The 21623-nt window shown below is 59.5% G+C and carries 28 protein-coding genes and 1 pseudogene; 1 reads left to right on the forward strand and 28 read right to left on the reverse strand.

Annotation, left to right across the window (positions count from 1 at the left end; translation table 11 throughout):
* Position 1: 1 nt before the first annotated feature.
* The 3 genes from M0746_RS19640 to M0746_RS19650 are packed head-to-tail and all read right to left on the reverse strand — an operon-like array spanning position 2 to position 4647.
* Positions 2-664: a hypothetical protein gene (locus M0746_RS19640; RefSeq protein WP_076565764.1), complete on the reverse strand. Its 663-nt coding sequence runs from the start codon at positions 662-664 to the stop codon at positions 2-4.
* A complete protein-coding gene (locus tag M0746_RS19645) occupies positions 661-969 on the reverse strand; it encodes a hypothetical protein (RefSeq protein WP_231990992.1) in 309 nt (102 codons plus the stop codon). The genes M0746_RS19640 and M0746_RS19645 overlap by 4 nt, the downstream gene beginning before the upstream one ends.
* A gap of 51 nt (positions 970-1020) precedes the next feature.
* Positions 1021-4647, reverse strand: coding sequence for a phage tail protein (locus M0746_RS19650; RefSeq protein WP_258450311.1), 3627 nt, complete (start codon positions 4645-4647; stop codon positions 1021-1023).
* Between the two features lie 137 nt (positions 4648-4784).
* Here M0746_RS19650 and M0746_RS19655 point away from each other — a divergent pair, with 137 nt between their 5' ends.
* A complete protein-coding gene (locus M0746_RS19655; RefSeq protein ID WP_258450312.1) occupies positions 4785-5168 on the forward strand; it encodes a hypothetical protein in 384 nt (127 codons plus the stop codon).
* Between the two features lie 18 nt (positions 5169-5186).
* On the opposite strand, the pseudogene M0746_RS19660 reads toward M0746_RS19655, so the two are convergent.
* From M0746_RS19660 to M0746_RS19780, 25 genes and pseudogenes are all read right to left on the reverse strand, one after another.
* Positions 5187-5773, reverse strand: a pseudogene (locus M0746_RS19660) (tail assembly protein).
* Positions 5770-6552, reverse strand: coding sequence for a C40 family peptidase (locus M0746_RS19665; protein WP_258450313.1), 783 nt, complete (start codon positions 6550-6552; stop codon positions 5770-5772). Before M0746_RS19665 ends, M0746_RS19660 begins: the two are co-directional and overlap by 4 nt.
* A gap of 3 nt (positions 6553-6555) precedes the next feature.
* Positions 6556-7257, reverse strand: a complete 702-nt coding sequence (locus M0746_RS19670) for a phage minor tail protein L (protein ID WP_258450314.1) — start codon at positions 7255-7257, stop codon at positions 6556-6558.
* A gap of 54 nt (positions 7258-7311) precedes the next feature.
* Positions 7312-7656, reverse strand: coding sequence for a phage tail protein (locus M0746_RS19675; RefSeq protein WP_159245089.1), 345 nt, complete (start codon positions 7654-7656; stop codon positions 7312-7314).
* Entirely contained in the window at positions 7656-9509 is a 1854-nt protein-coding gene (locus M0746_RS19680) for a phage tail tape measure protein (RefSeq protein WP_258450315.1), read from the reverse strand. Before M0746_RS19680 ends, M0746_RS19675 begins: the two co-directional genes overlap by 1 nt.
* A complete protein-coding gene (locus tag M0746_RS19685; protein ID WP_258450316.1) occupies positions 9443-11062 on the reverse strand; it encodes a tape measure protein in 1620 nt (539 codons plus the stop codon). Before M0746_RS19685 ends, M0746_RS19680 begins: the two co-directional genes overlap by 67 nt.
* Positions 11063-11124: 62 nt before the next feature.
* Complete coding sequence (locus M0746_RS19690; RefSeq protein WP_258450317.1) at positions 11125-11382, reverse strand: hypothetical protein; 258 nt, start codon at positions 11380-11382, stop codon at positions 11125-11127.
* 54 nt (positions 11383-11436) lie between these two features.
* Positions 11437-11592 (reverse strand): hypothetical protein, encoded by a 156-nt coding sequence (locus M0746_RS19695; protein WP_258450318.1) that lies wholly within the window; start codon positions 11590-11592, stop codon positions 11437-11439.
* 92 nt (positions 11593-11684) lie between these two features.
* A complete protein-coding gene (locus tag M0746_RS19700) occupies positions 11685-12014 on the reverse strand; it encodes a hypothetical protein (protein ID WP_258450319.1) in 330 nt (109 codons plus the stop codon).
* A gap of 39 nt (positions 12015-12053) precedes the next feature.
* A complete protein-coding gene (locus tag M0746_RS19705; protein WP_258450320.1) occupies positions 12054-12554 on the reverse strand; it encodes a phage tail protein in 501 nt (166 codons plus the stop codon).
* A gap of 54 nt (positions 12555-12608) precedes the next feature.
* Positions 12609-12995, reverse strand: coding sequence for a DUF3168 domain-containing protein (locus M0746_RS19710; RefSeq protein ID WP_258450321.1), 387 nt, complete (start codon positions 12993-12995; stop codon positions 12609-12611).
* Entirely contained in the window at positions 12988-13566 is a 579-nt protein-coding gene (locus M0746_RS19715; protein WP_258450322.1) for an HK97-gp10 family putative phage morphogenesis protein, read from the reverse strand. Before M0746_RS19715 ends, M0746_RS19710 begins: the two co-directional genes overlap by 8 nt.
* A gap of 3 nt (positions 13567-13569) precedes the next feature.
* Complete coding sequence (locus M0746_RS19720; protein ID WP_258450323.1) at positions 13570-13737, reverse strand: hypothetical protein; 168 nt, start codon at positions 13735-13737, stop codon at positions 13570-13572.
* Positions 13738-13747: 10 nt separating this feature from the next.
* Positions 13748-14080, reverse strand: a complete 333-nt coding sequence (locus tag M0746_RS19725) for a head-tail adaptor protein (RefSeq protein ID WP_076565740.1) — start codon at positions 14078-14080, stop codon at positions 13748-13750.
* On the reverse strand, positions 14080-14379 hold the full coding sequence (locus tag M0746_RS19730; RefSeq protein ID WP_160055717.1) for a head-tail connector protein: 300 nt from the start codon (positions 14377-14379) through the stop codon (positions 14080-14082). The genes M0746_RS19725 and M0746_RS19730 overlap by 1 nt, the downstream gene beginning before the upstream one ends.
* Positions 14380-14598: a DUF7302 family protein gene (locus M0746_RS19735; RefSeq protein WP_160055715.1), complete on the reverse strand. Its 219-nt coding sequence runs from the start codon at positions 14596-14598 to the stop codon at positions 14380-14382. It lies immediately after the preceding gene.
* Between the two features lie 57 nt (positions 14599-14655).
* Entirely contained in the window at positions 14656-15861 is a 1206-nt protein-coding gene (locus M0746_RS19740; protein WP_258450324.1) for a phage major capsid protein, read from the reverse strand.
* Positions 15858-16502, reverse strand: a complete 645-nt coding sequence (locus M0746_RS19745; protein ID WP_258450325.1) for an HK97 family phage prohead protease — start codon at positions 16500-16502, stop codon at positions 15858-15860. The genes M0746_RS19740 and M0746_RS19745 overlap by 4 nt, the downstream gene beginning before the upstream one ends.
* The gene (locus tag M0746_RS19750) at positions 16486-17697 is read right to left on the reverse strand and encodes a phage portal protein (protein WP_258450326.1); all 1212 of its coding nucleotides are present in this window, start codon (positions 17695-17697) and stop codon (positions 16486-16488) included. The genes M0746_RS19745 and M0746_RS19750 overlap by 17 nt, the downstream gene beginning before the upstream one ends.
* A gap of 7 nt (positions 17698-17704) precedes the next feature.
* Positions 17705-19246 carry a terminase large subunit gene (locus M0746_RS19755; RefSeq protein WP_258450327.1) on the reverse strand — a complete coding sequence of 514 codons (1542 nt, stop codon included), beginning with the start codon at positions 19244-19246 and terminating at the stop codon, positions 17705-17707.
* Positions 19246-19722 carry a TerS protein gene (locus M0746_RS19760; protein ID WP_127648860.1) on the reverse strand — a complete coding sequence of 159 codons (477 nt, stop codon included), beginning with the start codon at positions 19720-19722 and terminating at the stop codon, positions 19246-19248. The genes M0746_RS19755 and M0746_RS19760 overlap by 1 nt, the downstream gene beginning before the upstream one ends.
* A gap of 158 nt (positions 19723-19880) precedes the next feature.
* Positions 19881-20102 carry an HNH endonuclease gene (locus M0746_RS19765; protein WP_342454968.1) on the reverse strand — a complete coding sequence of 74 codons (222 nt, stop codon included), beginning with the start codon at positions 20100-20102 and terminating at the stop codon, positions 19881-19883.
* 452 nt (positions 20103-20554) lie between these two features.
* Entirely contained in the window at positions 20555-20893 is a 339-nt protein-coding gene (locus M0746_RS19770; RefSeq protein WP_252885320.1) for a hypothetical protein, read from the reverse strand.
* Positions 20893-21264 carry a DUF3450 domain-containing protein gene (locus M0746_RS19775; protein ID WP_258450328.1) on the reverse strand — a complete coding sequence of 124 codons (372 nt, stop codon included), beginning with the start codon at positions 21262-21264 and terminating at the stop codon, positions 20893-20895. Before M0746_RS19775 ends, M0746_RS19770 begins: the two co-directional genes overlap by 1 nt.
* A 78-nt stretch (positions 21265-21342) precedes the next feature.
* Positions 21343-21606 carry a DUF2513 domain-containing protein gene (locus M0746_RS19780; protein ID WP_258450329.1) on the reverse strand — a complete coding sequence of 88 codons (264 nt, stop codon included), beginning with the start codon at positions 21604-21606 and terminating at the stop codon, positions 21343-21345.
* Positions 21607-21623: the final 17 nt, after the last annotated feature.

A 21623-nucleotide genomic window follows, 5' to 3' on the forward strand; every position in this document is an offset into this window, starting at 1 on the left:
GTCAGGCCAGCAATTTGGCGCAGAGGAATGGGCGATGGCCCTGATTGGTCCAAGCGTTGGAGGCCAGGCTGTACATCAGGATTCGGCCGTTGGCGTAGTCAACGCCGAGTGCGCATGCACCACCCGACGAGTTGTTATGGCAGGTCATGGTGAATGGATTGATGGAAACGTATTCACCGACGCCAAGCGCCTTGGTGATGCCCCAGATGTACCGCTGCCCCACGCTCAGTTGCTCGGCGCCGAGATAAGTCCAGTCACCCGCGGCGAAGGTCACAACCACAGCGGGCGCGCCGCTGTCGTAACAAAGCGTTCCGCTCGCATCCCATAGACGCAGACCGTAAGCGGCCGTACCCATCGAAGCCCATGCTGCGACGAAATACTGGCCGCTCAAGGACTCATTGACCTTCGAGGCGTTCATCGAAAAGCCAGTCCAGTTACCCGGACCACCGGTGAACCACACCGAATACGGCACCTGAATCAATCCGGTCTGATCCGGCCGGATGAAGACCAGTGGCGGGTCTTGGCTGGTCACCGCGCGCGGGAATGTGGCCGTTGCGGCGGCCACCCCTGAATAAGATCCTCGCGTCAGCATGCAAAGCCGCGGCGCCTCCGAGTCGATCTGAACGAAAGCGTTATCATTGATGCTCTGGAATCCGAAGCTCATGTCGCGAACCTTATGGCGTAGGCCTTCGAAACGATCCGCGACTGCAATGTCGAGGCGCTGGATGACGGGTTTTTCGGGAGCACAACCACCTGGCCTACCGCGGTGGTCACGAAAGGGTACGAGCGAATGTTTCCCGACGAGTCGTTCTCCGAAGGCTGCACGTCCTGTGCCCTCGTCGGGATGATCATGAACACACAATTGGCTGGATTGAAGCCGGGGATATTCAGCGTGTAGCTGGGCACGGTCCCGCTGAAATCAATCACGCCTTGCCAGATCACCTGGTAGGTGAAGCTGTTGGTGTCCATAGCGAGCTGACCGCTCTCGTTAAAGACACGCAGTCCAAATAGCGCCATTGATTACCCCAGATAGCCGAGACGAACACGCAGGACGTTGTTGGCGTCGTAGACCGAGACGTTCAGTGAGTTGATCACCAAGCGCCCCTGCCCTGGAACGATGCCGTTAATTTCAAGCGTGCCGTCTTTGTTCAGAATCCAGCCTTGCTGGCCGGCGATGTAGTTCGTGGAGCTGATGTAGCTGCCGATCTTGGCGTTGGTAATCGTTCCATCCTGGATGAACGCCGAGTTCATGAACACCTGTCCACCCTGCACTGCGAACGGCACCGCAATGGCGCCGCCGGCGATGGTGTTGACGATGGCGAAGCGGTCGGCGCTGACCAGGAACTGGCTTTGCAAGCCGGCTGGTCCGTTTTCAATTCCAAGGCCAACGCCGGCCGCGATGTACTGCCCTGTGCCTGAGTTGTATTGCATCTTCACCGACCAGCTCGCAGTGATTTTCCCATTCACGTCATTGACGATCGACGTGTTCTGTTCAATCGCCGTTTGCTGGTTGCCGACCGTTGTGCTCAGCTGAATCAGTTGCTGTGCTGTTGCCTGCTGGTTAGTAACAACAACCTGCTCAAGCTCGGTGATGTTCGCCGCGTTCGCTCCGATTTTGGCGTCGAAGGTTGTCAGGCGTCCCGCCATTGCCTCGTTTTGGGAGGCTCGAACCTTCGATTCGGATGCGAGCGACGCGGTGCTGGTGTGGCTTTTGATCGCGTCTGCGAGATCGCCAGCCCCGTCATCGTCCCGAGAGGAGGCGCGAAGGGCTTCGAACGCTGTGGCTTGAGCGGTGACCACGCCGTCGAGTTCGGAGATCTCCGTGGTGTTGGTCGCTACCTGCAGCGCAAGACCATTCGCCGTTTCCACTGTCTGCCCAACGTCGAGCCAGTAGAGCGGGTTCGGCGGTGGAGTTCCGACCGGTACCGGGCCGGTGGCCTGATAGATCCGCTTGCCCTGCACCACCAGGTCGTACTCTTCGTAGGTGTCATCAGGGTTGTAGCTCTTGAGCCCGTCGAGGGCATCGATCTGCTCCTGTAGTCCTGGGATCAGATCTATTTTGTCGACGATGTCCTGCCCGAGCTCGGTCTCTCCGATCTGCCCTTTGATCAGCTCAAGGATAGGACCGGCGTTGGAGCTGGCCTGCCCCATCACGCCAATCCCTTCCGGGTACCACGGACCGGCGTTGCCGGTACGATCCACCAGCCGCGCCCAGAAGAAGAACGTGGCGCCCGCAAGCAGGCTTTGCATGCTGTAGTCGCTCTGCGGGTAGGCCAAATCAGCAAGCTTCGTCGCAGCCTCTCGAGACGGCGATGGGCCATACCAGATCTCGGTGCGTTGCGTATCTTCCGCGCCGGCGGGGAAACCCCACTTGAGTTCGATCCCGAAAAGCAGAGATGTCGCAGTCAGATGTGTGACCGCCGGCGGCAAGCCGGTTTTGCCTAGCAAGTCCGTCAGCACGGAGTTGGTCGGCACCGACGAGACATTCATGGCGCTGACCGCGCGAACCCGCGCCAGATACTGCCCTGAATAAATCCCGCGAACATCCACCATCAGCTCTCCGGTGCGCGGAACCTTGATCCACTCCCGAGCACCCCAGCGCCATTCGACGTCATACCCTACCGCGCCGGGTGCGGCGTCCCATGCGATGCTCATGCTGGTGACGGCGATACCCTGCTCCACCACCACGTTCTGGCTGATCAGCACTCGCGCAGGGGCCTCTTGTGTGCCGATCGGGATGCCACTGATTGGGCGGGTATCGACGACGGCACCGTTGTCGATGAACGCGAACTTGCTCGGCTCATGCTGGATGACCTCAAGCTGGTACTGATGCCACTCGGGACGCGTAACGTTGCGGACATAAAACTGCATGACCTTCAGGTCGTCGAAGTCGATCACCCAGCCGCACTCCGGCTCTGGCACTTCGCTGTAATTCGCGGCCACGGTGACTGCCCGGCCGTTGACCGAACTGATTACCCGCGCTTCGGACTTGCCGCTGGGCAGGTTGACGTAGAGCCTGGCGCCCGTCGGGATAGTCAGATCGCGATCGAGAGTAATGACGCGTCCAGCCGCTGAAGATACCCGCCCACCATTCGCCCGCCCCGCCAGCATCGGATCGCCGACGGAAATGATTTGGCCGGGTTTGGGAATTCCGCCATCAAGACCAACACGGAACGTCGCCCCGCGAGTCTGCAGTTGCTCAGTTACCAGCGCCCACTGGCCCGCGCGCTGCGCCTGACCGAGAGACGTGCATCCAAACGCGTCCACACTGAGTTCGCGGACGGAGCCGAGCTCACTCATCGCTTCGTTATCGAATACCGGCTCCTTGTCGGTTTCAAATCCCTGCGCCGGGTTGTCCCAGGACACCATTGCCGTGGTGTGCCGATCGCGCCAGCGGGTGCCGTCGTATTTGATGGCACCGTTGTTGAGGATCTGCGACGGGCTGTAGCTGAAAACGGGATCGCCTGGCATATCCGCATTGACGACGATCTGGCTGCCATCCCAGTAGGCCATGCCGTGGAAGATCGAAGCCAAGTCCTGCAGCACTGCGTACGCTTCGGCCTGCTTTTGGAAATACAGGTTGCAGGTGAAACGCGGCTCCTGCCCGCCCTTCCCGTCCGGCACCATCTGGTCGCAGTACTGCGCGATCCGGTACAGCGACCAGCGATCCACCATCGTGGCATCGATGCGCTCGCCGAGCCCGTAATAAGGATGAAGCACCAGGTCGTAGAAAACCCAAGCCGGATTGTTGGTGTAGGCCTCCTTAAAGGTGCCGTCCCAGATCCCACCACTGGTACCTGTGCCGCCGGTGGCGTATGTGCGCGTTACCGGGTCATAGTTCGCAGGCACGCGCACGATACGGCCGCGCATCAGCACAGCGATTTTTGCGATATCGCCGCCAAATTGCTGGGCGTCGTACTCAATACAACCGACGGACGTGAGCGGGTATTCCTGATCGCTGTCGACCAGTTCGGCGACAGCCTCGATGAACATGCTGTCCTGCACCAGCGAACTGTTGGCTTCCGGAGTGAGCCGGCGCGCCCGCAGCGTCCACTGGTTGCCGTCCGGCAGCTCGATCCGGTGGGAGCGCTCGTACTTGGTGACGTTCTTGCGATCGACAAACGAGGTCAGCACCGTCACGTAGGGGCCGTTGTCGGTTGAAACATCGATGGCGTAGTCGATCCGTACACCGTTGATGTTGCCGCTGGCGTCCTGAGATTGAAGCGTCGGCCAGCTCAGGCGCACGCGCGCGGCGTCGATGATGGAGTTGTTGATGCTATACAGCCAAGGCGTCGACGTGCGCAGCTCTTGGCCTACAGCTATTTCGTTGCTGGACTCGGTGACCCCCGCCAAGCGCTCTTGGTGAAGCTCGCCGGAGCGGAACTGCCATTTCACGCCGGGGTAATTGATCGTCCCGTCTTGCGCCTGGATCGGCGTCCCGTCCAGCCGCACGGAGCGCAGGCCGTCGACCGGCCCAACAATCGGGCCCCAGCTCCAGATGTACACCAGCCGGGCGGTGGCCAGCGACGGAACGCTGTTGGACGCAATGCTTGGCTGCTTTGGCTTGGACTGCCCGCCTTTGCTGCCAGTGACAGAGCGTCGCTTTCTCGGCGCCGTGCGCGAAGACTTCTTTGCTGCTGCGCTCATGCGCCCTCCATAATGCAAAAACCCGCCGAAGCGGGTTGAGTGGTACTTGATGCTTGAATTAAGTGAAGTCCGAATCAGCTTTTGATTCAGCGGCCCCTTTGATATACAGGCAGACCAAGAACAGGAGCGTGGCCACCATGACGGTAGAATTTTTTATCCACCCCACTGATAAAGACGGGGAGCCACTGGCCGGCAGTGATGTTTGGGTGGTGCAAGAACTGGACTACGTACACTGCATTTGCACAAATCCAGAAACAGCAAAAGTAATGTTGGCCGGAATAAAACAGGCACATTCTGTAAAGGAAGGTTTGCGCAAGGAAAGAGAAAAAGAGGTTGTTTACTCCAAGAATAATGAGACCGTAACAACGAGATCATCCCTTGCCGAGAAAGTCGTAAAGCCCTGGAAAGGGGTAGTCAAATCCACTACGCCAATACCAAAACCCGCACAGACACCCGAAAGCCCGGCTGATGCGATGGCTAATTCGACTTCGACACAATCTTCCAAGCCACCACCGCCCTGAACAAAACTGAATGACAGTTCAAAGAATGTCCTGGGTGTAAATGCCCCCGGACTCAACGGCGCCGCCGATCTCACGCTCGCCGTACAACAGCGGATAAGGATTCCCTGGGCGATCGTGGTCACCGCCGAGCCGAAGCCATAGCTTGGATTGTTGCCGTCTTCGTTCTTGTCGGCGGTGTTGGCTTTGGTAGTCGGTGACAGCATCTGCACTACGCCGCCCAAGCCGACCGCCGCACCGGTGGCGAGCAGCCCCATGCCGAGCGCGGAGGTGGTGCCGCCGGTGAACAAGCCGGCCACGATCAGCGCCACACCCAAGATCGTTTGGAACACACCGGCCGACTTGCTGCCCTGAATGATCGGCATGATGCGGATAACTTTCGCGCCAGCACCGCGCAAGTCGAGCTCCTCTTCGCCAATGTTTCGTTCGTCGAGGAACACGGCAAACACCAGCCCGCGCTCCTCGGCGGTGCGTAGGAACTTCTCGAAGCCCGGCTTCATCTGGCAGAGCGCGCTCATCGCGTCCCGGAAGCCGAAGAGGTCCAGCCGGTACTCGCGGCCGAAGCGCTTGCCCAGAACCCCGCCGAGTTTGATGGTCGTCATGGTCATGGTCGGTAGTCTCTGTGTCGCAGGATCAGTTTTACGCGGTTGGCCATGGACCACCCGTAAACCTCTCGGCTGGAAAGCCGGCCAGGCATGTGGTGATAAATGAATGGACCTGACCCGCCGAGCGCCGGCGCTTGCTCGCTTGCAAAGTGCGGGTTGTCACCGAGATAGATGGCGGCATGGTTTGGGTGGAAACACGGTCGCCCGATCGTCGGCACCTGTAGCACCAGCATGTCGCCGCGCCGCGCCTCTTCAACTTCGTAAAAGCCCGCGGACTTGAAGTTGTCCTCGTACAGGCTCGGCCCGTTCTCGTCCTCCCACCACAGGTCGTGACGCTCAAAGTTCGGTAACTGCAAACCGCCCTCGCGCGCGTACCAATCGCGGCAGGCACCCCAGCAGTCCAGAAGACCGTGGGAGAAGTCGCGGCCCAGCAACGGTGCTTCGAAGCCCGACGGCTTGAACCATTCGAACTCACCGCCAGGCCAGCCGACGATGCCCCACGGCAGTTCGTGAAGCTCGCAACTGACCCGGTCCGCCATGCTCGGCGTGGGCGCCTTGTCCGGGTGGCTATGGATGATTGCCAGCACTTCGCCCAGGTCCTCGGCGGCGGCCTGGTCGCGCTCGTCAATCTGAAAGTTTTCTCGCTCCGACTTCGCGCGATTCGTGCACGGCACGTACTGGCGGCCGGTCGCGGTCTTCACCAGCAGCCCGCACGCTTCGCCCGGGTAAGCGCGCTCCGCATGGGCGCGGATTTCGTCCTGCAGCTTTTGATTGATACGCATTGGTTACCTCGAACTTGCGATAAGGCTTGCACCCATGGAACCGCCGAAGCGACGCGTGTTGCCACGCAGCTTGCAGCTGCTCCACCACCCGCCGCACTGGTCGAGCGCGGGGTTGTCGGTGGGTTCGTTTTTCTTGGTGAACATCGCAGCCCCCATGTACGCGCAGGCCTCACCGCGGTAACCACCACGGCACGCCCACCGGCAAAGCTTGGTGATCTGCTGGGACGGCAACATCTGCCCTTCCATGTCGGTAGGACTGGACATCGAGAAAGTCAGAGAGTCGAACGTCTCCTCGGTCTTCTGCTCGATGTACCAGATGTTTTTCCGGCTTTGATTGCTTGCGGTGGGGTTGCCGTCGGGGAAGTTGGCCGCGTCCAGGTAATGGCGGAAGGTTTCGATTACCGTGAACTTCGCGCCGGCGAGGTCGCGGAATTGCAAGCACAGGGCAGTGATCGCGCCGCGCACGCCGCCAAGCTCGTTGGCGATTTGCAACGTCGGCGCCGCGGGGCGCCCGTCGCCGCGAATGTCGAAACCTTTGGCCGTGATTTGGAGCGGCGAGTAAAGCTGCCCCTGCCAGACAATGTCGCCTTCCTGTGCATGACCGTGGAACCGCCAGAGGTTCGCACCCAGGCGTGTAGCGTCGAGCTCGAACAGCCGGATCTGGTTGCCCGGCTCGAGCTTTTGAATATCGGTGTTGTAATTCATGGGACTCCAGAAACAACAAACCCCGCACGGGACGGGGTCAGTCATTGCTTTCAGTCAGGGGGTGTAGACCTGCTTGAAGGCGAAAGTGAGAGTGAATAGTCCGGGGCCAACAGAGCGGGGTTTATATCCGTTGCACCGGTACCGCCCACGGACGCCACCTGGTGGCGTCCAGAGGAAAGACTTGTAGCCTTCATGCCGATCGAGGAACGCCCAGATCAGCGGCAGCTCCTCCCCCTGCTCCATCGAGCCGGTGTGCGTGAGATTCCAGACCTGGCTTTTCGTGTTGATGCCGATGCCGCCAGCCTGCACGTAACCGTCGCCAAACTCGTTTTCCCAGGTCCGCTGAGAGACGTCGCCATCGGCGCCCACCTCGACATCGTAGATAAATTCCTCGGCCATCAACCTCGCCTCCAGAGTCGCCCGCCTTGGCGCATCTCCCGATCAAGAAACTGCCCCATCCGAGCCTCAAGCGCAGCACCAATCGAATCGCCCTGCGCCTGTGCTTCCTGATTGCTCATGCCTGGCTGAGCCTGAACGGTCACTGGCGCGTTGAAAATGATGGGCGCCGGCGCCGACGCGGGCGAACCACTACCGGTGCTCGAGCCGGATTGCCCGACCAACGCGGCCTTCCCGTTGCTCAACGCTTCCAGGGTGCCCACTCCAATACGCGCTGTCGCGTCTGCGTTGAACACGTATTCGCCACGGTGAACCGGTCCGGCGATCTCATCCCGACGACCGTCACCGGTGTAGCCGCCCTCCATGAAGCCAGCGCCAGCCATGGCGGTCATGCCAACGGCGGAAGCAAGCGGGCCTGTTACTGTCAGAGCGGTAGCCATCGCCGCCGGCGCAGCGGCCGGGCCGATGATCGGGATCGCGGCTGTCGCGGCATAAGCGTTCAGACCAGCCTGCAACGACATGGCCGCGGCGTTCGCGCCGAGCGTGCCTGCGGCACTCGCCTGCGTGGTTTTACCGACAAGCATTTGCACGCCCTGGTAGATCAGCCACTGCGCCGCCATGTCGCCCAGCGCCTTCAGCATCGACTTCGCGAAGTTGCCGACCATATCCCCCAGCGCATCGCCGGCGTCTTCAGCACCGCTCGCCACGTCAGAGAAGAAGGTGCCCAGTTCACTGGTCCCGGTGCTCAGCGCGGTAGAGGTCACATCGGCAGCGATCTGCGAGTAGTCCCTGGCAGCGTCCGCGTAGTTCGCCCAGGCCTCGTTGACGCCATTCATCCAATTGGCTTGCTGCTCATCGGTGGCCGCGTAGAAGTCCTGCTGATACTGCAATCGTTTGTCGTACTCGGCCTGCAACACCGCCGTTTCATCCTTGTACAGCTGAGGGGTGATTTCCCCACTGTTGCGCTGCTTTACCAATTCGTTGACATCAGCCGCATACTTTTGGCGCATTGCCAGGTCGGCGCGCATTCGATCACGCGCCTTGTCGCCCATGCCGGCGCCGGCGAGTTCCTGTTCGTAGCCGTCCTTTGACGTACGAGTTGTCAGCCCCTGCGCGTTCTTGAACGCGGTCAGCTTCAGGTCGTCCTCGTTGGCCTTCTTCAGCTTGTTCAGAGCATCCAGCTCTGCCGCCATGCCCATCAGCTTTTTCTTCTGCGCCTCGCTGAGCTTGCCCAGCTTTCCTTCCTGAAGTTCGAACGAAAGCTTCTGAACCTCGGTGGCGTCCTTCTGCTTGTCACCGGTGGTGTTAATCAGCTCAATTTGGCGCTTGTAGCCTTCCTCGGCAGTATCGAACGATTTGAGCTGCTGCTTGGCGGCAGAGGTGCTCTCGGTAGCGTTCTTCCGCGCGGCTTTGGCGGCCGCATCATCAGATGCTTTCTGGGCGTCCTTCGCCGCTGCAGCTGAGCGAATTGCAACGACCATTTCCTTTGTAAGCAGACTGTTCTCGGCGATATACCGATTTGCCGCTTCCAGACTGGTCTTGTCCTGAGCCGACGCCAGCTGCTTAAGCAACTGATCAAGATACTTTTGCCCGGCCTCGTTTGCGCCAGCCCGGGCCGCAGCATTTTCACGCTCCGCTCGAGTATTAGCGTCTGTCTCGCCGGTGAGCTCAGCCAGTGCGGTTTTCAATTGCGCAATCAGCGCGGCCTTTTCCGCTGCTGCACCGCCGCTTTCTTCCAAAGCGTCGACCATCTCGGCAGTCACACCGGGAATTTCTCGGACCTGTTCAGCTACAGCCTTCCAGTCGACAACCATTCCAGCAGACTGATCACTCGATGCCTTTTTGATGATGTCCATTGCCGACTGAAACTCGGCAGGTAGCGGAGCGATCCCCCCATGAAGCCGGAAGCGCCAGCGAGACCGGCATTTGTCAGACTGCTCTGAAACTCAAAAGCAATTGATCCGGCAGCCGTAGTCAGGTCGCCCTCGGCTTCCTCGATGGACGCTTTCAACTCCCTGAGCGTGACAGACTGCGTTGCCCTGTTGAGCTTGTTGAACCTCTCAACCAGCTTATCAATGGGATCGCCGAGATCACCAAGCTTCTTCTCGAGTACGCTCGTGTTGTCGCGCAGCGTGAGAAACGCAGTGGCGGCTCCAATCGCCAACACCGCGATACCCGCAGGTCCACCAAGGACTCCCATTACACCGAGAGAGGCACGACTTGCGGCAACTTGAGCTGCGGCTACAGCATTGGTTGCCCGGGTTTCCACCATTCTTGCTTCGGCGAGCTGCAGCGACATCTGCGCTTGCACGGCTGTGCCCCTCGCGGCAATTGCCTCTTTCTCTGCAAGAAAAACGGAAGTTTGTGCTTTTTGTTGGTCGGCTTGGGCCGCAAGCAGAACAGCGGCTGCTTGGGCCTTGCGCGCTACCGCATCAGCAACGGCAGCCTTGGTCGCAGAAATTGAGGCTGCTGCAGATCCAGCGAGTTGACGTAGATAACCCGCCAGAGCACCGACAGCTACAACACCAGCGATGTCCGCGAGAACTTCGAAATTATCCCCAAGCGCGCCGATACCTTTGGCCAGTACTCCAGTGCCATCAGTGGTCTCGTTCAGCCGGCCCACGTACACCGAAAACGCGTTATTGAGGTTCTGCATTGCATCGCGCACAGCGACGCCCATGCTGTCAGCCAGCAAGCCGTTGGCGTGAGCCGATTTCTGCAATCCCTCGGTGAGGATGTCGAGTGCCAGCTTACCTTGGGCACCCAAACTGCGAATCTCTTCTGCTGTCTTCCCGGTAGACTTAGCAATCGTATCGACCACGGTCGGCATAGCGGCGAGGATTGCCTGCCACCCATCAGCCTCCACCTTGCCGGTCTGAAGCGCTTTCGAATATGCATCAATTGCCGAGCTGGCTTTGTCCGCCGATGCAGAGTTCGTTACCAAAAGGAAACTGAAGCTGTCCATCACGTCCAGCGCTTGGCTGGTGCTATAACCCATCGACTTCAGGCTATCTGACGTTCGGATGTACAGCTCTTGGGCTTCAGCCAATGGCCGATAGGTACGCTTGGCCGTTTCGAGAAGGCGATCCTGTACTAGGTTGTATTCATTGACGCTGCCGGTTGCCATGCCGATCCGATCGGACATCTGGCTGAAGGAGTCAGCAGTTTCAATGATTTTGCCAACCGACGCGGCACCTACCGCGATTGCCAAGGCGTTCTTGATCACGCCCGCTGCGCCTTGGGCGCTCTCTCCCGCGCGATCAAATGCTGTATCGATACGCCCCAAACTCTTGTCGATTTTGCCAGCAGACTGACCGACGGTTGAATCCGCCCGAGCCATCTCCTGACGCAACTGCGCCGTGGTGGCCTCAATGCGAACAAGCATCCCGTGTACGTCGGTATCTGCCATGCTTTTCTCCAGGCAATAAAAAACCCGCCGTCGCGGGTTCTATCTTGTAATTAGTTCGGAAGTCATCGCTGATTGGAATTCTTCCTGTTGGCTGCATCAGTGATCTTTCGGATCCGGCGTTCCTCCTTCGCCTGTAGTCTGGCTGGATCGCTCGAGCGCCTTTGCCAAACGTAGACGGCCACCAGAATGATCGCGACCGAAGTCAGCGAAAACAGAACTACGTTGCCAGCAGACAACACCAGTGCGGCAAGTCCAAGGAAAAAGCCCGGCGCCAAAGCAACGGCTATGACCAAGAGCAACAAGACAATCAGAACTTGCATCAGGTTTGCCTCCATTCAAACCGATAGCCTATCAAATAAGCTCTTGATACCAAATCATGCAGCCTGCCGCCCCGTCAGCGCCTGGCGCAACTTCGCCGCAACGGTCGATGGCTTCGGCTTCTCCTTCTTCCCGGCAGCCTTGCCGCCGAAGGGGTTGGTCATTTGCGTCCATTCGAGTTTGGCGTCCATGGCCAGGAACAGCTCCGGCATGGGCGTGCGCCAGGCCAGATCCGGCGACCAGCCGAGCCAGCCAGTGGCTACTGCATACAGCCGGTCGACGTAGCTGCCATCCTCGACAGCGCTTACGCCGCCGCCGGCTTCGTCTTTCCCGGAGCGGTACCGCGCGGGTTGTACAGCGCCACCAGGTAAGCGTTGAGCTGGACTGACACTTCCAGAACGCCGGCCTGCCAGACCTGTTCGGCGACAGCCTCAGCGTCCTTGCCCTTCAAGCCAGCGCCGCCGGCGATGATCACCGCGCAGCCGTCGACGCTCAGCGCGTTGATTGCCTGGGACGCGCCGCGCAGACCGCCGAAGTGCGCCTCGATCGCGCGAACGGCCTCAAGCGTGGGTTTCAGTGTGTAGGTCTCACCATCCAGCTCGACTTCAACGGTACCGTAGAGGGTTTTGCTCATGCGTCAGATCCTTGGAAAGCGGGGCCGAAGCCCCTCAGGTTACGGCGCAACGGCCGCCGGGAGGATTTCGAGGATGTCGGAGTTGATGCCGATCGTGACGTTGCGGCGAACCACGTTGTCAGCGGCGCCAGCGGCGACGGTGTTGTTCATGACCTTGCCACGCATGTAGAACGTGGTCGGCAGCACCGCTGGCGTTGCGTCGGGGTCGCCATCGTTCAGGGTGATCTTGATGTTGTAATCGCCCTTGCTGCGGTCCTTGTGCGCGACCTTCAGCGCTGCTTGGCCGGCGTCGCCATTGTCGAGGCCTACGGTCAGGGTCATGTCGCCAGCGTCCGCGGTGCCCTTGTACTTGCGAACCCGGCCGTCGCGCAGCGAGGTGAAGGTCACCGAGCTGAAGGTGTCGCCGAACTCGCCGAGGTCTTCGATCTCGCCCACTTCGACGTAGGTGTCAGCTTTGTAATCCGTTTCGGTCGTGGCGCCGGACTTGGTGCCCAGCGAGAATCGGCAGCCGGCGGCTGTGTTGAGGTTGTCATCGGCCATGGGTAATCCTCCAAAGGCACATTGGATAAAGCCGCGGTGCGGCCGGTGTTGGGTTTAATGGGTGGTGATGACGCGGACCGTGATCGATCCCTGGTACGTCACGCCGTCGGCGTCACGCTGCGCGTCCGCTTGCTCAACCCTGACCGATACTGCCCGGCCAACAGCCAGAGGCAGGCGGCGCTCGTCCAGTGCTGAAACGACCTCGCCGATGATCCGCTTTACCTCGGCCTGGCCATGCGCGTCTGACCAGACCGACAGATAGATCAGGCGCTGCTGACGCTTGCGCCCGGCGATCGGTGAGGTGTTGGTGGATATCTCGCGGTCGATCGAGACATACGGCATGTCGGTGTCCATCGGCGCACCGTCGTAGACCGGGCATGAAACTTCAGTTTCTAGCCTGGCGAATACCGCTTCCTGCAGAGCAACAGACGGATCACTCATTGCCCGCTCCCATGCTGGCTTTGCGCAGCGTCCTGGATACCGCGGCGCGGATGTTGGCCAGCACGAATTCGCGGTTCACGTCCTTGGCTGGTCGCAACCATGGATGAGCCGGCCGGGCCGGAATGTCCGGGTACTTGCCGTAGAACGTGGAGCCGTCGGACTTGTTCTTCGTGTCGCGCGCGCGCAATGCGTTGCGCCGACCGGACAGCTTGGACTTGTCGCGGTTGTTGGTGTGCTCACCGCCCACGGCGTTACTGTCCGCTCGACGGTATAGCGTGCCGCTGTACCCCTTCGTCCCGTACTCCAGGAAGCGCAGATAGAAGAAGCGCTGGGTGTCACGCTTGCCTCGGATGCCGATCTCGGCATTTAGACCACTCTTGGAGACGAACACCCTCAACGCAGCGGAAGCGGCGCCGGTGTCTTTCGGAATGAGTTGCCTCATCGTTGCCAGGATCTGGTCGGCGCCTTCCCGCATCACGCCCACCAATTCGTTATCCATCGTGGCGTGGATGTTGCGCAGCGTTTTGCGCAACTTGAAATCGCCAGACATGCGCGACCGGCGGGCGGCCATGGGTTACTCCTTGGCCTTGGCCGGTTTATCCGCTGGAGCAGCCTCAGCTACTGGCGTCACCAGCCCGCGCTGAATGAGGTCGGCGCCGAGCTTGGCGTCGACCACGAACTCTTCGCCTTTTTCCCGATCGCCAGTGGCGCCCGACAAGGCACCCAGTGCAATAACTTTCATAAATTCACCCTCAAGGGTTGGGGACGTTTGAGCAGAGCAGCCGGAGCATGCTGTGCTCGTTGTCGATCAGCGCGGCGCCGATCAGGTAGGTGGTGGTGATTCCTTTCGCCGTGTGCACGATGCGATTTCCTGCGACGGCATCGGCCCTTGGCCGGACGCGGATCTCGGCGGTGACCACAGCCTTCAGCTGCTCGGCCACCGGTGCAATTCGCCCGGTCGGGATGGTTATCTCAGCCCACAGTTTTCCAACTTCAGTCCAGACGACTTTGAAGCCGCCGGAACCGTTCGGGGTGCGCACCTCTTTATGGATGGCGCACCGGTGACGCATCGGGCCTGCTCTCATCAGAAACGCTTCCTTGGCCAGAGAAGTCGGTCAACGGCCAGCGGAACAGCCGATGAGATAGTGCCGATCACCACGGCCTCGCGGTTGGCGTACCAGTGCCCAACGAGCAGCAGTACCGCCTGCTCGACGTCCGGGGTGAACGCCATTTGCTCAGGACCGGTCGGCGCCGATTCGACGAGCTCGCGATCACAGTGCATGGCCACGTGCGCCTTTGCGGCCTCGAGGTAACCGGTGATGAGCGAATCCTCGTCGTCGCCGTCTACTCGCAGGTGGAGCTTCACGCGTGCCAGATCGATCATTTACTTGTTCTCTTTCGGGGCCGTTGCCTTCGATTGCTTGGGCGCGGAAGTCTTCGTTTTGCCATCACCGTCGACTTCCTCCGCCAGCCCCTTGCCAATCAGGGTATGGCCGTATTCATCATCGACTTCGTCGAACACTTGGCCAGCCCTCACCGAACTCGAGTCGGCACCCAGCAACGTCGCGTTACCGGCGAATCCCCACAATGCTTTGATTTTCATCTTGCCTCCTGAAACGAAAAGGCCGGCACAAAGGCCGGCCATCGAACGCTGCGGGTGTTAGGCCGCGACGGTGAAGCGGCCTTTGACCAAACCTTCACGACGGCGCACGCCCAGGCCGAGGCGCTCTTCAACCAGCAGCGCGCGTTCGTTCTTGATGAACTGATCGTTGATCAGGCCCATCTTGAACAGGAACGACATGCGATCGAACAGCACCGACGAGCGAGCGAAGTTCGCCACCAGGAACTCGCCACCGGTGTCGGCATCACCCTCATCGACACTGTCGGAGGTAACTACCGGGCGCCCCCACAGAACCGGGGTGACCAACCCTTGCAGGTTCGCGAACAGATAGCGGTTCTCGCCATCCTTCTGCAGCTCAATGTTCATCCAATCGAGCTCGGTCATCACAATGCCGTCTGCGGACAGCATCGATTGCTTGCGAACCTGGTAGATCGCGCGGCGTACCAGATCGATGGCGGTATCGCCAGCTTTGGTCAGTTCCGCGTTGTACACGGTGGCCTGGGTCATCAGGCCGTTCAGGTTCTCACCGGTGCCGTCGCCCTTCAGGATCTGACGCTCTTCCTCGAGCTTGAGGTCGTAGCGCAGAAGCTCCTGCAGGTAGGCCATCAGCTGAGGAACATCGTCCAGCGCCTCGTCGGTCACGGGCATCCAGACGGCGATCTTTTTGACCCGGTCGGTCTGGGTCGTGAAGGTCACATTGCTGGTTGGCTTCAAGCCACCTTCCGCCACTGGTGCGGCGCCGCGGGTGTGCAGGTTTTCTTTGAAGTAGGTGTAGTTCTGGCCGGACACCGGAACGGTGGTCAACAGATCGCGGATGCGCAGCTCCTGGCGGATTCCAGGCTGAATGACCGGGTCATAGTTCGGCGCAACGATACCGGCGCTGGTGACCTTCATTTCCTTCATGCTGGCCATGTCGGATTTGGTCACTTCGATATCGGCCAGGGAAACGCTCTTCGCCTGCAACGATTTATAAGCATCGTCGTTTTTGACCAGGTCGATGAAGCTCTTGGCCTCGCCGGGCTGACTGCGCAGCTTGATGCCCTTTTCTTCCAGCTTCTGGACCTGCTCGATGACACGTTCGATTTCGCCCTTCTGGGTTTCGATCTGAGCCTTCATCGCGCTGGTGACGGTGTTGCCCTTTTGCAGTTCATCGGCAACAGCGTCGTACTTTTTCTGCAAACCAGTGAAGCCGTCCTTCAACTGAGTTTCGAGCGTGGCTTTTACTTCTTGGATTGGATCGGTCATGGCGACACCTTAAAAAAATTGTCAAAAGTGGTGGAGAGTGATTTCAGCCCTTCCACGATCGCCGTGGCCTCAGTTCCACCATCACGGTGCACTGCGGAGTAGCCGAGCGAGGCGACTGCTGCCGCCTCCTTCTGAGAAAGGCCCATGCGATCGCGCAGGGCCTTCTCAAAAATTCTGATGTCCGACTTAACGTCGGTCACTTGCGCCTCTGGGTTCATCCCGAACGGCACCAAAGATGCTTCCCAGAGTTCTGCCTGCTTGATGATGCGGATGGTCCGGCCTTCCCGCTCTTCGTATGCCGCCAGGATCGTGTTGAAGCCGATCGACATACTGTCGAGCGTGCCCTCTTTCATCAGCTCGTAAGCATCGCGGGCATAGCTCACTGCCAAGTTGACTTTGCCTTTGATGTAAAGCCCGTGGCTGTCTTGGGTAAAGTCTGCGGAACCCACCAGTCGAGTGAGGTCGTGAAACAGCGCCAGCTTCAGACGGCCGCCGCGAGTGGTCTTTACCTTGGTGAATGCGCCCGGGAGAATTACGTCGTCACCCAAGTCAACATTGTTGAACACCGCTGCATATCCCTCGAAGTTACCGGCGTCATCACTGGCCTTTACTTCAAAGGGCACTTCAATCTTGCTGAACATTGGTCTGCATCTCCCACCGGGTGACCCGGTCGTATTCTTCGCCAGCCAGCGGAGGAAGGTTTTCTTTGCGGCGGACCTCGTTGATGGTCATCCAGCCAGAGCCGCCGGAGCCGCCGAGGGCGCCCTTGTAGTAAGTGGCCCGGCCCGCGCTATCTGCGCGCAGCAGCCCCTCGACAACGAACTCGACGAATAAGGCAGTTCCTGCGAACAGCTTGTCGTTGATCTCGTCTTCGATAGCCTTGATGTAGGGGCTCAAGCCGAACGTAATGAAGCCGCTGGTTTGTTGCTCCAGGTTCGATCCCATGATTGAGGTCTTGCCTGCGCGGTTGGCCAGGTAAAGCGGAACGCCCCAGATGCCGGCGAGCGCTTCTTCCTGGAACTGCTGGGACTCGATGAACTGGCTGTCCTTCTGGGTCATACCAGCAGGCACGATGGTCGGGCCGCCTTCGAGCAACCCCATTTTCCCGATGTCCTCGACGTCTCCGTCGCGGATCTTCGGAAATTTGTTCAGCACCTGGTCGCGCTGCTCAGAGGTGAGGAAGTTCTCGTAAATGACGTAACCGCCGGTGAAGCCGCCCTTTCGCATAAAGCGGGCTGACCAGTCCTGTGCCGCCTTGGCCAGGCCCATGGCTTCCTTGTGAAATTCAACCGGTGAAAGGCCGCAGATTCCATCAGCGCTGAACAACTTGAAATGCAGCATGTTCTGAGGCGAGACAGGGAAGCGCTTCCCGTTGAGGGTCACCCAGTAGAGCAGATCGTCCTCGGTATCGATTTCCACGGCATCAGCGCCGACCGGCACCAGGCCGATGAAGTCGCCATTGTCAGCGCGCTCGATCAGCGCATAGCCGTTGCCACGCAGAGCCATGTTCACCACGGCTGCCTTGATGAAGTTCAGCATCGTCATGTACGGGTTTGGCTTGGCCAAAATCCGTAACGCACGCTTGTTTTCCTTCACAAGAATCCGCCCGGCGGGCTGATCCTCGAACAACTTCAAAGGCAGCCCTGAAACCGTCTCACTGAGGATCTTGATGCAGGACCAGACAATGGGGATTGCCATGGCTTTCTTGGGGGTGATCACTGCTCCAGAACGTGTCTGGCCGCCGATGTCCGTTTGCACTTCAACGTATTCGCCCGTCTTGGGATCGTTGAAGCCAAAGAAACTCCAGCTCATTGGGTTGTACCAGCGAGACGCCATATTGAACCTATAGAAGTCCGGAAAATCCGTTTTGGAGGTAATCGTCGATGCTGCCCTTGCTCTCTTGCGGAGCGCCCAGGGTGGCGCCGAACGCCATCGCGAGCGCTGACATTCCGTCGATGCGACCGGTAGCTTTGTCCTTTGCGAACTTGCGGCCGCCAGCCGGATCTTTCTGAATCACCGCGTTGGCCGCGCACATCGTCAGCACTGGGTGCATGCCGTGCCGGACCCGGCCGTTCAGCAGCTCTGACTCCAGCGCGTCAATTGCCGGGGCCATATCCTTGAAGCCTTGGCCGTACTCGACCAGCGGCAACGACACGCCCTGCGCCTCAGCGTCCCGTTTGAAAAGGTCGATGCGGTACCGGTCGAAAGCGAGCGACACCAGGTCGCCGCCCAGCTCGCCAAGGATTCGCGCGATGTCTGCAGCAACAAACGCGTAGTCGACGGTGGCGCCCGGAGTGGTGATCAGCAATCCCTCGCGAGCCCAGACCTCGTACGCCGCCCGGTCGCGTTTCGCGCGATCCGCCAAACCAACTTCCGGCGTCCAGAAAAACGCCCACGCACACCAGTCCCCGTCGCGCTTGCCGATCAGGACAAGTGCGGTAAGGTCGGTCCTGAATGACAGGTCCAGGCCACCGTAGAGATCAAGGCCGTCCGGCGAATCCGGGTCGCCTCCGCATGACTCCCACACCCCTTTGGAAACGAACACCGAAACCGTCGACACTCGCTGATTCAGGCAGAGGTTGCGGAAAGTGTTCTCGGACGCCGGCATTCGGTTCGCCCTGTCGGCCTGTTTCTGCAAATCTTCCAGGGAGCGGAACGTCCCCAATGCCGGGTTGGCCGCGCGCCACGCTTCCCTGTCAGTGAGCTTGCAGTCCTTCGGCGCCTGATAAACGTGACTGACAATGTGCGGGTCTTGCGAGCGTTCGGCGTCGTCGAGCCAGATGCTGAACAGGTCACTGTCTTGCGCGGCCTGCGTACTGATTGCGATCAGCAGTGGCGAATCGTGAGCACCCTGAGCGGTTGTTATCGCGTCGATAAAATCGCTCTGGGGACCTCGAACCTGGCCTACCTCATCAAGGATCGCCAGCACTGGCGACAGCCCGTGCGCCGTCTTGCCCTCTGCCGCAAGCGCACGGAACTCAACATTGAGCGGAAGCCCGATTAGTTGTTTGCTGCTCGGGACGATGTGAATGATTTCTTTCAGATCCGGATTCAGCTGGATCATCTTCACAGCCAGCTTGAACACGACCCCAGCTTGATCTCGGCTCATTGCGCCAGAGACGATCTGCGTATTGAGCACTGCCTCGGGACCAACCAAATGGGCCAGAAGAATCCCGGCGATCAGGCCGGTCTTTCCGTTCTTTCGGGCGATGCTCAAATACGCCGTGCTGGTGCCGGCCTGGTTGTCGTAGATGGCCAGGATGAAATCCTTTTGGAAGTCATCCAGCACCAGCGGCTGCCCAACGTGCTTGCCTTCCGGGACACGACAATATTTCTCGATGAACGCGATGACTTTTTCACCGCGCGTTCTGCGCCGGGCCGCCATCAGTGCATCGCTCTCGGGATCAGATCATCGTCGTCCTGATTCGCCAGCACCTTCTCGGCTGCTCGTTGCTTGGTCGCCTTCTTGCCTTGGTCGCGCGATTCGCCTTGAGTGGCCTGGGCATGCACTTGCAATGTCCGACTCAAGGCGACGGCGCGACGGCTCAAAGTTTCCAGAAGGTTGTGCTTGGGATTGATCACCTGAGTACCGCGATCATTGGTCAGAACATCACCCTCGATATCGATCTCTTTCTGCAGGCGCTCAATGTCAGACAGACATCTGGCAAGGTTGCCGGCTAGGACCAGGTCGGAATCGGTCCAGCTCTCTCGCGTGCGCGCGCGCACAATGGAATCCCAAAACGGCTTGTCGGCTTTGCGGATGTTTACGAAACTGGGTGGCTTCAGCGGCCCGGCGGCTGCGGCCTGCATAGCAGCAACCGCCGATGTCGCGCTATCGGAGCGGGTGCGCTTGGCTGTCATAGGTTTTCTCAATCGTGCCGCGTTGTGTTTTGGCGGCGTTTTCCGGGTTAGAGATGAAGAAGAGGGTCGAGGGCGGTCCTATGTGGCGAAAAACCTCATATTTTGACCTCCCCCTAGGGGGCACTGACGTGCTTCAGCCGATCCCGTCATGGATTCGCTCAATCGCGGTTCCAGTGATGATTCGGATCGACTGGGATGCCTGCCACGTCGTGCCCTGGCAGGATGCCGGTCCTCTCCTGCCTCTGCTTGGCGCTGTCATGACAGGGCTTGCACAGGCTCTGGAGATTCGACGCATCAAAGAACAGACTCTCATCACCCTTGTGAGGTTTGACATGGTCGACGGTGTTGGCCGCTTCGACAACGTCCATTGCTCGGCACATGCGACAGGTTGGCTCTGCCTGCAGCTGGTGCCAGCGCAATCGATACCAGCGCTTCGTCTTGTACAGATGGTGCCAAGGGGATGCGTTCGCCAAAGTAGCCTCATGCGTCTCGATCAACTCGAGCGGCCCGTCGTCCTCACGCTCTACTTGGTCTATGGTGTCTGTCTATTCATGCAGTAGGACGCGGCAGATGGCCGGTGAAGTCGATGCACATCAAGTAGTGCAAGCAGCCCGTGAATGGGCGGGAAGATCCGACCGCGATCCGGTAATGGTCGCCGCCGATGTCCTATCGGTAATCAACAAGCTGCATCGTAGGTACAACGAAAAGGCTTACAGGCGCGAACTAACAAAGCTCTACCGGATGTACTGTGATTCATGACTGCCGCGGATCTGCCTAACCACATTCCTACGTGTAGCGACACAATTTGCACCCTCGCGAAACGTGTCGCGACCTATGGTGTTTGCCGCTCGACGGCTTCGTTGACCTTCTCCGCTGCCTTGCTCGCCGTGTCGGCTGCCTGGACTGCTGAGTTCGATGCCTCTTGCACCTTTACTGCGGCGTCTTGTGTCTTCTCGGCAAGGCTATTCAGCCGGACGTCACGCTTACCCAATGCAGCGTCATAAGCGCGGCGCACTTCGGCGAGTTGCTTCGTCTGCTCACTGCTGGCTGACCACACGCCAGCCTGGTAACCGAGGATCAGGCCGCCGGCGAGCAGCAGCGCGGCGATCACCCAGATCTCAGCCCGGCGCCACCAGCGGCGAGCAATGAACTCCATTGCGCATCTGTCCATCAGTTGATGCCTCCCAGCTTGGTACGCAGACGGGCGATTTCTTCGCTCTGCGAGGTTACCGTTGCGGTGAGCTGTGCGACGTGACTGGTGAGGGCTTCAATCTTGCCCTCCATCCGACCTACCGCAGCGGCGAGCTCGTTGCGCTCTTTGGCGAACTGATCGGCACGGGCCTCCGCTTCCTTCCGGGCGGTGCGCTCTGAGTCGAGGAGTTCGTTGAGGCGGCGGACGGTGCCGATATCGGCGTTGTCCATCGCTCGGTCTGCAGCATCCTTCGAGAGGAACTTGCGCAACCAGAGGAAGGCGCCCAGCAATACGGTTCCGGTACCGCCCAGCCAGGTAGCTGTGCCTGGGCCGAGGTCAGTAGGGTCCATCCGATACTCCAGAAACGAAAAAGCCCCGGCGGATGCCGAGGCTTGAAAAGGGTACAGAGGGCTGGTGCTAATCGCCGGCTAGTTGGCTTCAATAAAATCGTGGCCAGCCCAGGTCATCTCAAAGTTGTCGTCGTCATGATCAACGCGCGTGACCTTCACGAAACCTGCCGTTTCAAGAAGGTGCAGGTGATAACTCACTGCTGGTTCAAGGCCATTTCCTTGGTGGTCATATTTCTCAGCGAAAACGCCGAGAATCTCGCTGCGATAAAGCCCTCCACCTCCGTTATCTTCGGTGGATATAACTTCGAGTATTTCTTTGGCCAGCGCGTTGTTTCTTTTCATGAGCGAATCCTTGCAAT

The organism is Pseudomonas sp. S11P7 (assembly GCF_023195435.1).
In the GTDB taxonomy this organism is placed as follows: Bacteria; Pseudomonadota; Gammaproteobacteria; order Pseudomonadales; family Pseudomonadaceae; genus Aquipseudomonas; species Aquipseudomonas fluorescens_G.

Bases quoted from the DNA above. Each gene is read 5' to 3' on its own strand.
- M0746_RS19640 (WP_076565764.1), bottom strand. From the start codon at position 664: ATGAGCTTCGGATTCCAGAGCATCAATGATAACGCTTTCGTTCAGATC.
- M0746_RS19645 (WP_231990992.1), bottom strand. From the start codon at position 969: ATGGACACCAACAGCTTCACCTACCAGGTGATCTGGCAAGGCGTGATT.
- M0746_RS19650 (WP_258450311.1), bottom strand. From the start codon at position 4,647: ATGAGCGCAGCAGCAAAGAAGTCTTCGCGCACGGCGCCGAGAAAGCGA.
- M0746_RS19655 (WP_258450312.1), top strand. From the start codon at position 4,785: ATGACGGTAGAATTTTTTATCCACCCCACTGATAAAGACGGGGAGCCA.
- M0746_RS19665 (WP_258450313.1), bottom strand. From the start codon at position 6,552: ATGCGTATCAATCAAAAGCTGCAGGACGAAATCCGCGCCCATGCGGAG.
- M0746_RS19670 (WP_258450314.1), bottom strand. From the start codon at position 7,257: ATGAATTACAACACCGATATTCAAAAGCTCGAGCCGGGCAACCAGATC.
- M0746_RS19675 (WP_159245089.1), bottom strand. From the start codon at position 7,656: ATGGCCGAGGAATTTATCTACGATGTCGAGGTGGGCGCCGATGGCGAC.
- M0746_RS19680 (WP_258450315.1), bottom strand. From the start codon at position 9,509: ATGGACATCATCAAAAAGGCATCGAGTGATCAGTCTGCTGGAATGGTT.
- M0746_RS19685 (WP_258450316.1), bottom strand. From the start codon at position 11,062: ATGGCAGATACCGACGTACACGGGATGCTTGTTCGCATTGAGGCCACC.
- M0746_RS19690 (WP_258450317.1), bottom strand. From the start codon at position 11,382: ATGCAAGTTCTGATTGTCTTGTTGCTCTTGGTCATAGCCGTTGCTTTG.
- M0746_RS19695 (WP_258450318.1), bottom strand. From the start codon at position 11,592: ATGCCGGAGCTGTTCCTGGCCATGGACGCCAAACTCGAATGGACGCAA.
- M0746_RS19700 (WP_258450319.1), bottom strand. From the start codon at position 12,014: ATGAGCAAAACCCTCTACGGTACCGTTGAAGTCGAGCTGGATGGTGAG.
- M0746_RS19705 (WP_258450320.1), bottom strand. From the start codon at position 12,554: ATGGCCGATGACAACCTCAACACAGCCGCCGGCTGCCGATTCTCGCTG.
- M0746_RS19710 (WP_258450321.1), bottom strand. From the start codon at position 12,995: ATGAGTGATCCGTCTGTTGCTCTGCAGGAAGCGGTATTCGCCAGGCTA.
- M0746_RS19715 (WP_258450322.1), bottom strand. From the start codon at position 13,566: ATGGCCGCCCGCCGGTCGCGCATGTCTGGCGATTTCAAGTTGCGCAAA.
- M0746_RS19720 (WP_258450323.1), bottom strand. From the start codon at position 13,737: ATGAAAGTTATTGCACTGGGTGCCTTGTCGGGCGCCACTGGCGATCGG.
- M0746_RS19725 (WP_076565740.1), bottom strand. From the start codon at position 14,080: ATGAGAGCAGGCCCGATGCGTCACCGGTGCGCCATCCATAAAGAGGTG.
- M0746_RS19730 (WP_160055717.1), bottom strand. From the start codon at position 14,379: ATGATCGATCTGGCACGCGTGAAGCTCCACCTGCGAGTAGACGGCGAC.
- M0746_RS19735 (WP_160055715.1), bottom strand. From the start codon at position 14,598: ATGAAAATCAAAGCATTGTGGGGATTCGCCGGTAACGCGACGTTGCTG.
- M0746_RS19740 (WP_258450324.1), bottom strand. From the start codon at position 15,861: ATGACCGATCCAATCCAAGAAGTAAAAGCCACGCTCGAAACTCAGTTG.
- M0746_RS19745 (WP_258450325.1), bottom strand. From the start codon at position 16,502: ATGTTCAGCAAGATTGAAGTGCCCTTTGAAGTAAAGGCCAGTGATGAC.
- M0746_RS19750 (WP_258450326.1), bottom strand. From the start codon at position 17,697: ATGGCGTCTCGCTGGTACAACCCAATGAGCTGGAGTTTCTTTGGCTTC.
- M0746_RS19755 (WP_258450327.1), bottom strand. From the start codon at position 19,246: ATGGCGGCCCGGCGCAGAACGCGCGGTGAAAAAGTCATCGCGTTCATC.
- M0746_RS19760 (WP_127648860.1), bottom strand. From the start codon at position 19,722: ATGACAGCCAAGCGCACCCGCTCCGATAGCGCGACATCGGCGGTTGCT.
- M0746_RS19765 (WP_342454968.1), bottom strand. From the start codon at position 20,102: ATGTGCCGAGCAATGGACGTTGTCGAAGCGGCCAACACCGTCGACCAT.
- M0746_RS19770 (WP_252885320.1), bottom strand. From the start codon at position 20,893: ATGGACAGATGCGCAATGGAGTTCATTGCTCGCCGCTGGTGGCGCCGG.
- M0746_RS19775 (WP_258450328.1), bottom strand. From the start codon at position 21,264: ATGGACCCTACTGACCTCGGCCCAGGCACAGCTACCTGGCTGGGCGGT.
- M0746_RS19780 (WP_258450329.1), bottom strand. From the start codon at position 21,606: ATGAAAAGAAACAACGCGCTGGCCAAAGAAATACTCGAAGTTATATCC.